This window comes from Pseudomonas sp. GL-R-26 (assembly GCF_019947365.1).
GTDB lineage: Bacteria > Pseudomonadota > Gammaproteobacteria > Pseudomonadales > Pseudomonadaceae > Aquipseudomonas.
Map to the genome: position 1 here is coordinate 24,232 of NZ_JAGYGI010000015.1, position 14,683 is coordinate 38,914.

The following is a 14,683-nucleotide window of genomic DNA, read 5'->3' on the forward strand; positions in this document are numbered from 1 at the left end:
CCACTTGCATGGACATCCTCTACCAGATCCGCGCCCGTCAGGACTCCTTCAGCGCCGGTGAAGGACGCATCGCCCGCCTGATGCTCGACGACGTAGGATTTGCCGCCTCCGCCAGCCTCGATGAGCTGGCGCTGCGGGCGGAGGTCAGCAGCGCCACGCTGTCGCGCTTCGCCCGCACGGTCGGCTGTAAGGACCTGCGTGACCTGCGCCTGCAACTGGCCCAGGCCAGCGGCGTCGGCAGCCGGTTTCTCGACCCGGCGGGCACGCCCGAGCAGTCGGCGTTCTACGGGCAGATCGTGGGCGATATCGAGTCGACCTTGCGCCAGCACCTGGCAGCGTTCGATGAGTCGCGTTTCGCCGATGCGGTGAAACTGCTGGGCAAGGCGCGGATGATTCACGCTTTCGGCATGGGCGGCTGCTCGACCCTGTGCAGCGATGAACTGCAAGTGCGCCTAGTGCGCCTCGGCTATCCGATTGCGGTATGCCACGATGCGGTGATGATGCGCGTCACAGCCGCCAGCCTCAGCGCCGAACACGTGGTAATTGTCTGCTCGCTGACCGGGATCACCCCGGAGCTGATTGAAACGGTGGAACTGGCGCGCAACTACGGCGCACGCATTCTGGCCATCACCCGGGCCGATTCTCCGCTGGCGCAACTGGCCGACATCGTCCTGCCCCTGCAAAGCGCCGAAACCTCGTTCATCTACAAACCCACGGCAGCGCGCTACGGCATGCTGCTGGCCATCGACGTGCTCGCCACCGAGCTGGCCCTGGCCAATCCTGAAGACAATCAAGAACGTCTGCGGCGGATCAAACTCGCCCTCGACGAATACCGCGGCGGCGACGATCACTTGCCGCTGGGAGACTGACATGCAGTACGACACGCTGATTCGCAACGCCCTGATCATCGACGGCAGCAACAGCCCCGGTTACCCCGCCGACGTGGCCATTCTCAACGGGCGCATCGAGCGTATCGGCGACTTGCGCGATGCCCGTGCCAGCGAAGAAGTCGACGCGCAGGGCCATGTGCTGGCGCCGGGTTTCATCGACGTGCACACCCATGACGACACCGTGGTGATCCGTCAGCCGCAGATGCTGCCCAAGCTCAGCCAGGGCGTGACCACGGTCATCGTCGGCAACTGCGGGATCAGCGCGTCACCAGTGAGTTTGCGCGGCGATCCGCCGGACCCGATGAACCTGTTGGGCACGGCCGCTGCGTTCGTTTATCCGACCTTCCGCGACTACCGTGCGGCGGTCGAAGCGGCGAACACCACGCTGAACGTCGCGGCATTGGTCGGCCATACGGCGTTGCGCAGCAATCATCTGGACGACCTGTTTCGCACCGCCACGGCGGAAGAAATCAGTGCGATGCGCGAGCAATTGCGCGAGAGCCTGGAGGCCGGCGCCTTGGGCCTGTCCACCGGCCTTGCCTATGCCAGTGCCTTCTCGGCATCCACCGATGAAGTGATGCAACTGACCGAAGAGTTGACCGCGTTCGGAGCGGTCTACACCACCCATTTGCGCAGCGAATTCGAACCGGTGCTGGAGGCCATGGACGAGGCGTTCCAGATCGGTCGCCATGCGCAAAGCCCGGTGATCATTTCCCACCTCAAATGTGCCGGCGCCGGTAACTGGGGGCGTAGTCCGCAACTGCTGGCATCCCTCGAAGAAGCGGCGAAAACCCACCCGGTCGGTTGCGATTGTTATCCGTATGCAGCGAGTTCTTCGACGCTGGATTTGAAGCAGGTGACCGATGCCCACCGCATCACCATCACCTGGTCGACCCCGCACCCGGAAATGGGCGGCCGCGACCTGATGGACATCGCCGCTGAATGGAATGTGCCGTTGCTGGAGGCCGCTCGCCAACTGCAACCGGCCGGTGCGGTGTACTACGGAATGGATGAGGCGGATGTTCGCAGAATCCTCGCGCACCCGCTGTCAATGGTCGGCTCCGACGGCTTGCCGGAAGACCCGTTCCCGCACCCACGCTTGTGGGGCGCATTCCCTCGGGTGCTCGGACATTTCAGCCGTGATGTAGGACTGTTCCCGCTGCACACCGCCGTGCACAAAATGACCGGGCTGTCGGCGGCACGTTTCGGTTTGAAGGAGCGCGGTGAGATCCGCGAAGGCCATTGGGCCGACCTGGTGTTGTTCGATCCGGCGACCATCCGGGATGTCGCCGATTTCAACGATCCGCAGCGGGCGGCACAAGGCATCGAGGGGGTATGGGTCAACGGTGTGTTGAGCTACCGCGATGGCCAGGCCAACGGGCGCAGGGAAGGGCGGTTCCTGGCCCGGGAAGGGGATTTGCGCACGGGTTTTCAGTGAGTTTCGAGGACTGCGTCACAGTGGTGGCATTTTGAGACTAAAGATTGGCATTTCCGCGCCGAATTGCTGACATCAGGCCCGGCTACACCACGGGCTTTCACCGTCTGGGAGCAACTCGATGAGCTTCGGCAAAACCACTCCGATCCTGCGTATTTTCGACGAAGCCAAGGCAGTGGAGTTCTACGTCGACTTCCTCGGTTTCAAGATCGACTGGCAACATCGATTCGAAGCGAATTTCCCGCTGTACCTGCAAATCTCCCGTGGCGAATGCGTGCTGCACCTGTCCGAACACCATGGCGACAGCACACCGGGTTCTGCCCTGCGGATCGAGACGGATGAGCTAGAGAAGTTTCAGCAGCAACTGTTGGCCAAGGAATACAGGTTTTCCCATCCGCAGATTCAGGCCATGCCCTGGGGCAGCCAGGACATGACCATCGCCGACCCGTTCGGCAATCGCTTGGTGTTCACTAACGCGATCAGCCTCTGAGCCTTCAGCCCCTCAGGCTTAAGTCTTTACCCTTCGTTCGGCACCCGGTGGGTTTGGCGAAACTCACCCGGCGGCATCCCGCGCCGGCTTTTGAACGTGCGGTGAAACGAGCGGGGTTCGGTGAAACCCAGGTACTGGGCGATGTCCTGAATCGGCAGGGTGCTGTTGAGCAGGTAATGCTCGGCCAGTTCCTGGCGCAGGTCATCGAGGATCTGCTGGTACGACGTACCGGCCAGATGCAGCTGGCGTTGCAGCGTGCGCACTGACACCGCGAGATGCTCTGCCACCTGCTCCTTGCGTGGCAGACCTTCCTTGAGCAACTTTCGCAGGATGCTTTTGACCCGCTGTTCCAGCGACGCGTCCTCCAGTGTGGCCATCAATCCCTGGGCATGTTCTTCCAGCGTGCGCAGCAATTGCGCATCGGCCTGGCGCAATGGCAACTGCAAATACGGCAACGGGACAATCAGCGCCGAATAAGGCTGATTGAACAGTACCGGGCAGTCGAAGAACTGCTCGTACTCTGCCAGCGTCGTGTCGGCCGGACGGGCATGTTCCAGCCAGACGGCGGCCGGCGACATTTGCGTGTCGGCGATCCAGCGCGCGTATTGCAGCCAGGAACCGAGCACGTTTTCCACCAGGTGTCGGCGAATTCGCGGGCGCTGATGGCGGCATGTCCAGATCAGGTGCACCTCGCTGCCTTGCACCTCGGCGCGGCTGACGCCCATGTCTCCCACCAGCTTCTCGAACGGCATGATGCGGCTCATGGCGTCGCCCAGTGTCGCGCAGTTCATGGTGATGTAACCGAGCACGCTCCAGGAGTTGGGCAACACAAAACGCGCGGCGTTGAGACCGAACAACGCATCGCCCGAGTGTTCGCAGAAATAGTCGAGCAGCCGTTCATGGGCTTCACCCGGCAACCGTAGGCTGTTGTCACTCAACTGCTGTGCCTGCAACCCGGCAGCCGCCAACGCAGGCTCGATGGCCATGCCCAGTTGTTCGGCATGACGCAGGTATTTGAGCAGTGGCGGAACTGAAGTGAAGCCCAGGGATTGCATGATCGTATTCCTTTGATCAAGGCCCGCGTGCGCGGATGAATGCCTTGAAAGGTAATTTGAAACCACGACTAAAGTAAATGGCTGACGCCTGCGCGACGTTTGACTCAATTGGCTACTCGAACTGGCCGGATGCGACCGTGACACTTTCGGACGGCTGACTAGTATGGGGGCCTGAAATATCACTGATCAGAACCGCAAAAGGACACACGCATGCGACGCTGGAACGGCTGGGGAGATGCAACCACGGTGGTCGAACTGCCGGCCCAGGGCGCGAGTTTTCTCGCCCGGCGGGTGGGGGACGGCCGAGCGCTGCCCGACGCGACGCTTGAGACGGCTTTGGCCCGTGTGCCCCCGTCGCGGTTGCAGCAACACTATTTGTACAGCGTGGATGCCCATGATCGTTTGCTGCATGCGCGGGGCCAGAGCCTGCCGGACTGGCTGGCGTTGCGTGAAGGCGCGTTGGGGAATTATCCCGACGCCGTGGCCTATCCCGAGACCGCTGAGCAGATTCGCAAGTTACTGCTGCTCGCCCATGAACAGGACCTGTGCCTGATTCCTTATGGCGGCGGCACCTCGGTGGCTGGTCACATCAACCCGCCGAGTTCCGCGCGGCCGGTGGTGACGGTTTCCCTGGCCCGCATGAATCGCCTGCTGGACCTCGACGAAGAGAGCCTGCTGGCGACCTTCGGCCCCGGCACCAGTGGACCGCAAGTGGAAAGTCAGTTGCGCGCCCGTGGTTACACCCTGGGGCATTTCCCGCAGTCGTGGGAGCTGTCGACCCTGGGCGGTTGGGTCGCCAGCCGCTCCAGTGGCCAACAGTCGCTGCGCTATGGGCGGATCGAGCAACTGTTCGCCGGCGGGACCCTGGAAACCTTTGCCGGGCCTTTGGAAATTCCATCCTTTCCGGCCTCGGCGGCCGGGCCCGATCTGCGGGAAGTGGTGTTGGGCTGTGAGGGGCGTTTCGGGATCATTTCCGAGGTGAAGGTGCGGGTCAGCGCACTGCCTGCCGATGAACGTTTCTATGGGGTGTTTCTGCCCGATTGGCCCAAGGCGCTGCAAGCCATCCGCCAGTTGGCCCAGGCGCGCGTGCCGCTGTCGATGCTGCGCCTGTCCAACGCGGTGGAAACCGAAACGCAGCTGGCGTTGGCCGGTCACCCGCAGCAGATCGCCTGGCTGGAAAAGTATCTGGCCCTGCGCGGCGCCGGTGCGGGCAAATGCCTGCTGACGTTCGGCGTGACCGGCAATCGTCGGCAAAATGCGCTGTCTCTGCGTCAGGCCCGGCAGCACCTCAAGGCGTTCGGCGGGGTGTTTACCGGCACCTTGCTCGGCAAAAAGTGGGCGCAGAACCGTTTTCGTTTTCCCTACCTGCGCGAAAACCTGTGGAACGCCGGTTACGTGGTGGACACCCTGGAAACGGCCACTGACTGGAGCAACGTCGACAACCTGCTCACGCTGATCGAAAACAGCCTGCGCGACGCCCTGGCTGCCGAAGGCGAGCGGGTGCATGTCTTCACCCACCTTTCCCATGTCTACGGTGAAGGATCGAGCATCTACACCACCTATGTGTTTCGCCCGGCGGCGGACTACCCCGCCACCCTGGCGCGCTGGCAGGCACTCAAGCAGGCGGCCAGCCAGACCATCGTCGACAACCATGGCACCATCAGTCACCAGCATGGCGTGGGCAAGGATCACGCGCCGTACCTGCGGCGTGAGAAGGGCGCGCTGGCGATGGACACCCTGCAGGCACTGAGTCGGCATTTTGATCCGGCCGGGCGACTGAACCCTGGCACGCTGTTGCAGGAGTGACGGCCATGAGCCTGGACTGGAACGCGGCGTGGCGACAGCAGGTGCTGCCGACGCTGGCGGATGAAACCTGGGACCTGATCGTCATCGGCGGCGGCATCAGCGGTGCCGGTATCCTGCGCGAAGCCGCGCGCCGTGGCTGGCGCTGCCTGCTGCTGGAGCAGCGCGATTTCGCCTGGGGCACTTCCAGTCGCTCCTCGAAAATGGTCCATGGCGGCTTGCGTTACATCGCCAAGGGCCAGTGGCGCCTGACCCGCGACTCGGTGCGCGAACGCCAGCGCCTGCTTGACGAAGCGCCGGGGCTGGTGGAGCCGATGAGTTTCATGATGCCGCATTACCGTGGCGGTTTTCCCGGGCCACGGGTGCTGGGTGGTTTGCTGTCCATCTATGACGCCTTGGCCGGACGGCGCAGCCATCGCTTCCATGACGCGCAACAACTGCGTTATCTGGCACCTGGGGTGAAGGAAGATGACCTGCTGGGCGGCACCTGTTTTGTCGATGCGCTGACGGATGATGCCCGTCTGGTGATGCGCGTATTGGGCGAGGCCCGTGCCGACGGCGCCGTGGTGCTCAACGGCGTGCGCGTGCAGCAATTGCTGCGTGAAGAGGGGCGCGTTTGTGGGGTTCAGGTCGAAGACTGCGAGGGCGGCGGATCACTGACATTGCGTTGCGGAGTGCTGGCCGTGGCCACCGGCGCGTGGGCCGAGCGCTTGCGCCTGCCCGACGCTCCTCGCCAGTTGCGCCCGTTGCGTGGCAGTCATCTGTTGTTGCCGGGCTGGCGCCTGCCAGTGGCGCAAGCCTTCACCTTCCTGCACGAGCGTGACCGTCGACCGGTGTTCGTTTTCCCTTGGGAGGGCGCCACGGTAGTCGGCACCACGGACCTCGATCATCACGGCGATCTGGACCAGAGCGCGAGCATCAGCGTTGATGAACTCGACTATCTGCTGGCGGCCTGCAGCCAACAGTTTCCCCAGGCCGAGGTGGTCGCTGCCGATGTGCTGTCGACCTGGTCGGGAGTACGCCCGGTGGTGGGCGGTGCGGCGGGTGAGCGACAAGACAAACCGTCGAATGAAACCCGTGAGCATGTGCTGTGGCAGGAGCCTGGTTGCGTGACCCTGGCCGGCGGTAAGCTGACCACCTTTCGCCCGCAGGCCATCGAAGTGCTCAAGGCCTGCGCGAGCATGCTCGACCGTCCATTCGTTGATGACGCCGCGCCGGTGTTTGCCGTCGTGCCGCCGCAGGCGATCCCTGGGCTCAGCGTCAGCCGGTGGCGACGCCTGGCCGGGCGGCATGGCCGTGACCTGCCGAGGCTGGCGCAACTGATCACCGAACTGGGCCACGACACCGTCGGCGGCACAGACACCTTGTGGGCGGAGCTGGCCGTTGCCTGCGATGGGGAAATGGTCCTGCACCTGGATGACCTACTGCTGCGCCGAACCCGTCTGGGCCTGTTGCTGCCGCGCGGTGGTGAGGATTATTTCGCTGCCATTCGCCAACTCTGCCAACCGCGACTGGGCTGGGACGATGAGCATTGGCAGCAGGAATTACAGCGTTATCGGGCGTTGTGGCAACGCCATCATGGTTTGCCGGATGCCGCGCATTGATGCCCATTGAAGAGAGCTCCATGGATAACCACCCGAACAAGCGTTACCTGTTGGCCATCGACAACGGCACCCAGAGCGTGCGCGCGCTGCTCTTCGACCTGCAGGGCAATCTGCTGGGCAAAGGCAAGGTCGAGTTGCAGGCCTATTACTCGACTCAACCTGGCTGGGCCGAGCAGGACCCGGAGTATTACTGGGCAAAACTGGGTGAGGCCTGCCAGCAGTTGTGGCAACAAACCGGCATCGATCGTTCACAGATTGCCGGTGTATCCCTGACCACCCAGCGCGGCACCGTGATCAACGTCGATGCCCAGGGCAAGGCACTGCGCCCGGCGATCCTGTGGCTCGATCAACGCCAGGCCGAAGTCAAAGGCGGCATCAAGGGACCGTGGGGCTGGCTGTTCAAACTGGTCGGCGCGCAAGCCACGGTGGACTACTTTCGCGCCCAGGCCGAGGCCAACTGGATCGCCCGCAATCAGCCTGACGTCTGGGCGGCGACCGACAAATTTCTGCTGCTCTCGGGGTTTCTCACCCATCGTCTTTGCGGGCGCTTTGTCGATTCGGTGGGCTGTTGCGTCGGTTACCTGCCGTTCGACTTCAAACGCCTGAAATGGGCCGCCCCCACCGATTGGAAATGGCAGGCGCTGGCGGTGCGTCCAGAGCAACTGCCGAACCTTCACAAGCCCGGTGAAACCCTGGGCTACATCAGCGCCGAGGCCAGCCGCCACACCGGCATTCCCGAGGGGCTGCCGCTGATCGCCGCAGGTGCCGACAAGGCCTGCGAAGTCGTGGGCTCCGGCGTCGTCGACCCAGGCACCGTGTGCCTTTCCTACGGCACCACGGCGACGATCACCAGCACCCGGTCGCGCTACCTGGAAATCGTCCCGTTGATTCCACCTTACCCGTCCGCGGTGCCGGATCAATTCAACTGCGAGGTGATGATTTATCGCGGCTACTGGATGGTCAGCTGGTTCAAGAACGAGTTCGGCCTGCGGGAAATGCAGCAGGCCAAAGCCCAGGGCGTGGAGCCCGAGCAACTCTTCGATGCGCTGGTCGACGCGGTGCCGCCGGGTTCCATGGGGTTGATGCTGCAACCCTACTGGTCGCCCGGCATCCGCGAGCCGGGTGTGGAAGCCAAGGGCGCGATGATCGGCTTCGGCGACGTGCATACCCGCGCGCATATTTACCGGGCGATCCTCGAAGGTCTGGCGTATGCCCTGCGTCAGGGCATGGAGAAGATCGAGAAACGTTCGAGGGTCTCCATCACGCGCTTGCGCGTCGCCGGTGGCGGCTCCCAGAGTGATGCCGCGATGCAACTCACGGCGAACATTTTCGGCCTGCCGGCCGAGCGCCCGCATGTCTACGAAGCGTCCGGCCTGGGCGCGGCCATTTGCTGCGCGGTGGGGTTGGGGCTGCACGCGGATTTCCCCACGGCGATGGCCTCCATGACGCGGGTCGGTGCGGTATTCATGCCGCAACCCGAAGCGCAGCAGATCTATGAGCGACTGTACAAAGAGGTCTACCTGCGCATGTATCGACAGCTCAAGCCGTTGTACCAGAGCATCCGCAAAATCACTGGTTACCCCGCCTGAAATAACACCGTAGATCCCTGTAGGAGCGAGCCTGCTCGCGATGGCGGTGTGTCAGTCAAAGTAACTGTTGGCTGACACACCGCCATCGCGAGCAGGCTCACTCCTACAATGTCCGGTGGTGTTTTCACGCCACCTCATGTGGCGCTATCGGAGAACTTTTCTGGTGAGATTGGACAGTGTCAGGGGCAGGGTCGGTTGTTAGGCTCAACCCCCACAGCACATCCAATAAGAACCAGGCAATGAAGCTGACATTCCTCCTGTTGCTGCTTTGTGCAACGGCCCCGACAGCCTGGGGCTGGTCGAACCATACGGTGGGCAGCTACCTGGCGTTGCAGGATTTGCCGGCGTTGCGTGATGCACCGCAGGTCGAAGTCGAGCCGCTGGAACAGTTTCTTTCGCAGCAATACCAGGCCGTGAGTGCGCTGCTGGATGAGCAGGAGCTTTTCGCCCGCGAGCACTTCGCCCAATACCCGCCGCGCCCCGACAACCTGCGATTGCCAGCCGTGCCCGGGGACAATCTGCGCCACGACTTCCTCACCGCACTGCGCATCAATCCCTGGATTCATCTGGCGATGGTCATCCAGCCGGTGCCGGGCAAGGATCTGCCCGAGCGTGAACACCTCAAGGCCGAACAAGTCATGGTGGAGCAGACGCTCTCACCGTGGAATCGCCAGCGCTTCATTCTTGTGGCTGACCATGAACAAGTCGCGCCTCTGGCCGTGTTGGCCAGCGCCGCCGACGAGCCGGATTACGGCCACGACATCAACCTGTTCAGCGACAACCCGGGCGAAGTGGGCGCGTTGTACGACTTCGGCCCGCAGCCTTTCGGTGACGCCCGGTTTCAGTACAGCTCCCAGGCGCCGTTCCATATGGGGTTTTTCCATGAAAGCCCGGTGGTGTATGCCGCCGCCGGATTTCTTCAGCGCAGCTGGCCGGACTGGCGCGCCTACCAGTACATGGGGTTGGCGCGACTGGCGTTTGCCACTGGCCATCCTTACTGGGGTTATCGATTTCTCGGTTGGGGCCTGCACCACGTTCAGGACCTGACCCAGCCGTATCACGCCAAGCCGCTGCCCGGTGTGGAACTGGCGAGCCTGCTGGTGCTGGAAGGCAAGGCCCTGGCCGGCTTCGATGCGGACAAACATGCGGCCATCGAACGGGTCGCCACCCGGCACATGGAAGTGGAGAAATATCAGTCGACCTGGCTTCGTCGCCTGCTGCGCGCCGGCCAGGCACACCCGATGCTCGACGCTTATGCCGACTCTGCACAGGACGCCCGCTATCCGCCGTACTCGGTGGACTACCTGCGCGAAGTAGTGAGTGCCGAGTCCGTCGACGAATCGGCGGCATTTGATGAAGCCATCGGCCAGTGGCTGGACACGGCACCGATCACCAGCGATTTCAGCAACGGTAATCAGCTGCAGCGCGAAGACTTCGATCATCCGGCACTTAACCGGCAGCTGTTCAAACTGCTGGGGCATTTCGGCGCCCACAGCCGGATTTACGCCCGTGCGGGATTGGCGCCATAGCCATCGCAGCAACAGTGTCAGAACACAAAAACAATAAAACCAGGGAAAGGGGAACAGATCATGAACACTCGATTTCGCCTGTCTGGCGCGGCGCTTCCCGGCGTGGGCCTGGCAGGGCTGCTGCAACTGTGCGCGGTCGACGGCGTGCAGGCCAAGGAGTTCAGCGTGCTGGACAACCAGGTCACCGGTTCATTCGACAGTACCCTGTCCTATGGGCGCTTGTGGCGGGTCCAGGGCCGGGACAAGAACAACGATGACGTCAACACCAACGACGGCAATCGCAACTTCGATACCGGGTTGGTTTCCGAGGTGTACAAGATCACCTCGGAGCTCGAGGCCAACTATCAGAACTACGGGATGTTCGTGCGCGGTACCGCGTTCTATGACACGCAACTGATGGACAAGCGCAACGATTACTACCGCAACAACAACCCGTCGCAACCCAGCCAGAGTTTCCCGCAGGACGACCACTTCACGGACCAGACCCGCGATATCGCCGGCAGCCGGGTGGAGATGCTCGACGCCTACCTCTATGGCAACTGGGACGTCGCGCAGATGCCGCTCACGGCACGCATAGGGCGCCAGGTGTTCAACTGGGGCGAGGGGATTTTCTACCGAGGCGGGATCAACACCACCAACCCGGTGGATGCGGCCAAGTACCGTTTGCCCGGTGCCGAAGTCAAGGAAGTGCTGGTACCGGTGGAAGCGCTGAGCTTCAACATCGGCCTGACCGACAGCCTGACCATGGAAAGCTTTTACCAGACGAACTGGAAGGAAACCCGCATCGACCCGGTCGGCACGTTCTACTCGCAGACGGACCTGTTCGCCGACGGCGGCAACACCGCCTACAACAACTTTACCGGTACCGCCCTGGACACCCCGGTGCCTGGCTTCGGCAATGTGATCGGTCTGTACAGTGCACTGGGCAACAACCCGTTGCTCAACCAGGCCCTGAGCACCACCGGCCTGTACGCCAACGGGGTCACCCCGGCCTTTGGCAACACCGTCAAAGTGGCCTCGGTCGGCAAGGATGACAACGCGCGCAACGACGGCCAGTTCGGTTTCGCTTTTCGCTACATCGTAGAAGAGCTCAACAGCACCGAGTTCGGGTTGTACATGGTCAACTACCACGCCAAGGAACCAACCATTTCCGCCGATCTGGGCGGGTACAAGGGCATCGACATGAATGCCCTGACCAACCTGTTGGCCGGTGTCGCCGGCAGTCAGGCGGGGCAACTCGCCAATGGCCTGGCGACCGTGGATGTGCTGGGCAATATCCAGGCACATCGACGCTACGCCGAAGACATCCGCATGTACGGCTTCAGTTTCAATACCACCCTGGGCCAGGCGTCGGTGTTCGGTGAAGTGGCCTATCGGCCGAACCTGCCCATCGGGGTCGCCGCCACCAACGACCTGATCGGCGACCTGGCCAACGGCGCCGCCGCAGCGGCAGGCGGCCAGACCATCAACATCGGCGGGCAGCAGGTCACGCTCGACAGCCAGATCAATAACGCCGAGCGGGTGGAAGCGTTCAACACGTCCCTGGGCACGATCTACAACTTTGGCCCGAGCCTGTCATTCGACTCGATGTTCGGCGTATTCGAACTGGCGTCCGAGCACCTGCGGGGCAGCAGCCTGCAATACACCGCGTATGACGGCAGTACCCGTTACTTCGCTGGCACCGGTAACTTTTCCTATGTGTCCGGCGGCGAGCGCAGCGACCAGGTCAACCGCAACTCCTACAGCTACACCGCGATGCTCAACGGCACCTGGAACGACGTGTATGCCGGGGTCAACGTCTCGCCTTATGTCGTCTACAAGGATGACTTCGAGGGCAACAGCTATCAGGCGGGCAACATCATCGAGGGCCGAAAGGCCTACACCCTGGGGATCAAGGCCAACTACCAGAACAAGCTGGAGGCCGAGCTGCAATACACCGAGTTCTACGGCGGCGGGCAGGACAACGGCCTGCGTGATCGCGACAACGTTGGCTTCAACCTCAAGTACTTCTTGTGAGTTCCAACTCATCCCCCTGTAGGAGTGAGCTTGCTCGCAATGACGGACTTTCAGTCGAAGTTGATGTTGGCTGACACACCGCTATCGCGAGCAGGCTCGCTCCTACAGGTTTTTGTATTTCGGAGAACGATCATGTTTCACACTTCACGACTGACCAAGACCACGCTGGCGCTGTTCCTGAGCCTGGCCGCCGGCAGCGCGCTGGCCGCGGTCACGCCCCAGCAGGCCGAGCAATTGAAGACCACGCTGACGCCGCTGGGGGCCGAGCGTGCCGGCAACGCGGCCGGGACCATTCCGGCCTGGAGCGGCGGCATCACCCAGGCGCCGGCGGGCTACAAGCCAGGCCAGCATCACCTTGATCCCTATGCGGCGGACAAGCCGCTCTTCACCATCACCAAGGCCAACCTTGAACAGTACAAGGCCCACCTCAGCCCGGGTCAGATCGCACTGTTCAACAGCTACCCCGACACCTTCCAGATGCCGGTCTATCCCTCTCGCCGCTCGAGCTCGGCGCCGCAGTGGCTGTACGACAACACCTTGAAAAATGCGACCTCGGCCAAGCTGCTCGATGGCGGGACCGGTTTTGCCGATGCCTATGGCGGTGTGCCGTTCCCGGTGCCCAAGGATGGCATCGAGGTGCTGTGGAACCACATCACCCGTTATCGCGGCATCTATGTGGTCCGTCGTGCCTCCGAAGCGCCGGTACAACGCAACGGCAGCTTCGCGCTGGTGACCTCGCAGCAGGAGGGACTCTTCAATTATTACCGCTCGGGCGGGCAGTTTGCCGACCTGAAAAATATCCTGTTCTACTACCTGGCGTTCGTGAAGAGCCCGGCCCGGCTGGCGGGCGGTGCGGCATTGGTTCACGAGACCCTGGACCAGCTCAAGGACCCGCGTCAGGCCTGGGTCTACGACGCCGGCCAGCGCCGTGTGCGCCGGGCGCCGAACCTCGCGTATGACACCCCGATCGCCTCATCCGACGGCCTGCGCACGGCGGACGATACGGACCTGTTCAACGGCTCGCCAGACCGCTACGACTGGAAGCTCAAGGGCAAGCAAGAGGTCTACATTCCCTATAACAATTACAAAGTCGGCAGCCCTGAGGTGAAGTACGAGCAGTTGCTCACACCGGGCCACCTCAACCCGCAATTCACCCGTTATGAGCTGCATCGGGTCTGGGTGGTCGAAGGCACGCTCAAGCCAGGCGCGCGGCATATCTATTCCAAGCGCGTGCTGTTTCTGGACGAAGACAGTTGGGGCGCCGCATTGGTGGATCAATACGACGGGCGAGGGGAGTTGTGGCGGGTGTCGATGGCCTACCTGAAAAACTTCTACGACCTGCCCACCACCTGGAGTGCGCTGGACGTATTCCATGACTTGCAGGCGCGTCGTTACTACGTGCAGAACCTGGATAACGAAGAGCCGGGCACAGTGGACTTCGCCCAACCGGTACCGGAAGACGCTTACTTCATGCCGTCGGCATTGCGCCAGCGCGGGACGCGGTGATATTGGCCATTCGGAAGATTGCCGGGTTTTGGTTTGCCAGGATGTGCTAGTCTGCAATCAATGATTTCATTGATTGCAGGAGGCATCATGGCCAGCATCACAATTAGAAACCTTGATGAGAAGCTCAAGGAGCAACTGCGCATCACAGCGGCTCATAACGGACATTCCATGGAAGAAGAGGCTCGCCTGATTCTGGGCAGGGCCTTGGCGACAGTTGATCGCGCCGGTGGACTTGGAAGCAGGATCCGCAACAGATTCAGCGCTCTCGGTGGAGTCGAGCTTGATCTGCCAGAGCGTTCAGAGAAAGCAACGGCGGTGGATTTTTCTGAATGATAGTGCTCGATACCAACGTTCTTTCAGAGTTTATGCGAGTCGAGCCTGAAGCCAGGGTGCTTGCCTGGGTTGATGCGCAGCCGGCGATGGATCTGGCAGTCAGTACGGTAACGGTGGCGGAAATACTCCACGGCATCGCACGCCTGCCTTCGGGCAAGTGCAAACAAAAACTTGAAGCCCATGCCATGGCCATGTTCGAAGAGGACTTTACCGGACGCATTTTGCCGTTCGATGCCCATGCCGCTGTTGAGTACGCAACGCTGACGGCAGGTGCTGAGGCAAATGGGCGTGCGGTTTCAATGGCAGATGCGCAAATTGCCGCCATTTGCCGAAGTCATGGGGCGGCAATAGCCACCCGCAATGTTCGAGATTTCGAGTTCAGCGGTGTTGAAGTGATAGATCCCTTGATGAGCTGAGTTCCCCTGTAGGAGCG

The 14,683-nt window shown here is 62.1% G+C and carries 12 protein-coding genes; 11 read left to right on the forward strand and 1 reads right to left on the reverse strand.

The window, feature by feature from the left end; genetic code table 11:
* Positions 1-8: 8 nt before the first annotated feature.
* The 3 genes from KGA96_RS16920 to KGA96_RS16930 all read left to right on the forward strand — a co-directional run bounded on the left by KGA96_RS16920 (position 9) and on the right by KGA96_RS16930 (position 2,815).
* Positions 9-869, forward strand: a complete 861-nt coding sequence (locus tag KGA96_RS16920) for a MurR/RpiR family transcriptional regulator (RefSeq protein WP_046038631.1) — start codon at positions 9-11, stop codon at positions 867-869.
* 1 nt (position 870) lies between these two features.
* Positions 871-2,328 carry an N-acyl-D-amino-acid deacylase family protein gene (locus tag KGA96_RS16925; RefSeq protein ID WP_223513768.1) on the forward strand — a complete coding sequence of 486 codons (1,458 nt, stop codon included), beginning with the start codon at positions 871-873 and terminating at the stop codon, positions 2,326-2,328.
* 118 nt (positions 2,329-2,446) lie between these two features.
* Positions 2,447-2,815: a glyoxalase superfamily protein gene (locus KGA96_RS16930; RefSeq protein ID WP_007994548.1), complete on the forward strand. Its 369-nt coding sequence runs from the start codon at positions 2,447-2,449 to the stop codon at positions 2,813-2,815.
* 26 nt (positions 2,816-2,841) lie between these two features.
* Here KGA96_RS16930 and KGA96_RS16935 read toward each other — a convergent pair whose 3' ends face one another.
* The gene (locus KGA96_RS16935) at positions 2,842-3,870 is read right to left on the reverse strand and encodes an AraC family transcriptional regulator (RefSeq protein ID WP_046038637.1); all 1,029 of its coding nucleotides are present in this window, start codon (positions 3,868-3,870) and stop codon (positions 2,842-2,844) included.
* A gap of 210 nt (positions 3,871-4,080) precedes the next feature.
* Here KGA96_RS16935 and KGA96_RS16940 point away from each other — a divergent pair, with 210 nt between their 5' ends.
* The 8 genes from KGA96_RS16940 (at position 4,081) to KGA96_RS16975 (ending at position 14,666) form a co-directional block, all read left to right on the forward strand.
* Positions 4,081-5,676: an FAD-binding oxidoreductase gene (locus KGA96_RS16940; RefSeq protein WP_046038639.1), complete on the forward strand. Its 1,596-nt coding sequence runs from the start codon at positions 4,081-4,083 to the stop codon at positions 5,674-5,676.
* A 5-nt stretch (positions 5,677-5,681) separates the two neighbouring features.
* Complete coding sequence (locus tag KGA96_RS16945) at positions 5,682-7,277, forward strand: glycerol-3-phosphate dehydrogenase/oxidase (RefSeq protein ID WP_046038640.1); 1,596 nt, start codon at positions 5,682-5,684, stop codon at positions 7,275-7,277.
* 20 nt (positions 7,278-7,297) lie between these two features.
* A complete protein-coding gene (locus KGA96_RS16950) occupies positions 7,298-8,866 on the forward strand; it encodes an FGGY-family carbohydrate kinase (RefSeq protein WP_223513771.1) in 1,569 nt (522 codons plus the stop codon).
* A gap of 239 nt (positions 8,867-9,105) precedes the next feature.
* Positions 9,106-10,395 carry a phospholipase gene (locus tag KGA96_RS16955; RefSeq protein WP_046038641.1) on the forward strand — a complete coding sequence of 430 codons (1,290 nt, stop codon included), beginning with the start codon at positions 9,106-9,108 and terminating at the stop codon, positions 10,393-10,395.
* Between the two features lie 60 nt (positions 10,396-10,455).
* Positions 10,456-12,411: a DUF1302 domain-containing protein gene (locus tag KGA96_RS16960; protein WP_185754753.1), complete on the forward strand. Its 1,956-nt coding sequence runs from the start codon at positions 10,456-10,458 to the stop codon at positions 12,409-12,411.
* A 132-nt stretch (positions 12,412-12,543) separates the two neighbouring features.
* Positions 12,544-13,917 carry a DUF1329 domain-containing protein gene (locus KGA96_RS16965; protein ID WP_046038643.1) on the forward strand — a complete coding sequence of 458 codons (1,374 nt, stop codon included), beginning with the start codon at positions 12,544-12,546 and terminating at the stop codon, positions 13,915-13,917.
* 87 nt (positions 13,918-14,004) lie between these two features.
* On the forward strand, positions 14,005-14,250 hold the full coding sequence (locus KGA96_RS16970; RefSeq protein WP_046038645.1) for a FitA-like ribbon-helix-helix domain-containing protein: 246 nt from the start codon (positions 14,005-14,007) through the stop codon (positions 14,248-14,250).
* The gene (locus tag KGA96_RS16975) at positions 14,247-14,666 is read left to right on the forward strand and encodes a type II toxin-antitoxin system VapC family toxin (RefSeq protein WP_223513774.1); all 420 of its coding nucleotides are present in this window, start codon (positions 14,247-14,249) and stop codon (positions 14,664-14,666) included. Before KGA96_RS16970 ends, KGA96_RS16975 begins: the two co-directional genes overlap by 4 nt.
* Positions 14,667-14,683: the final 17 nt, after the last annotated feature.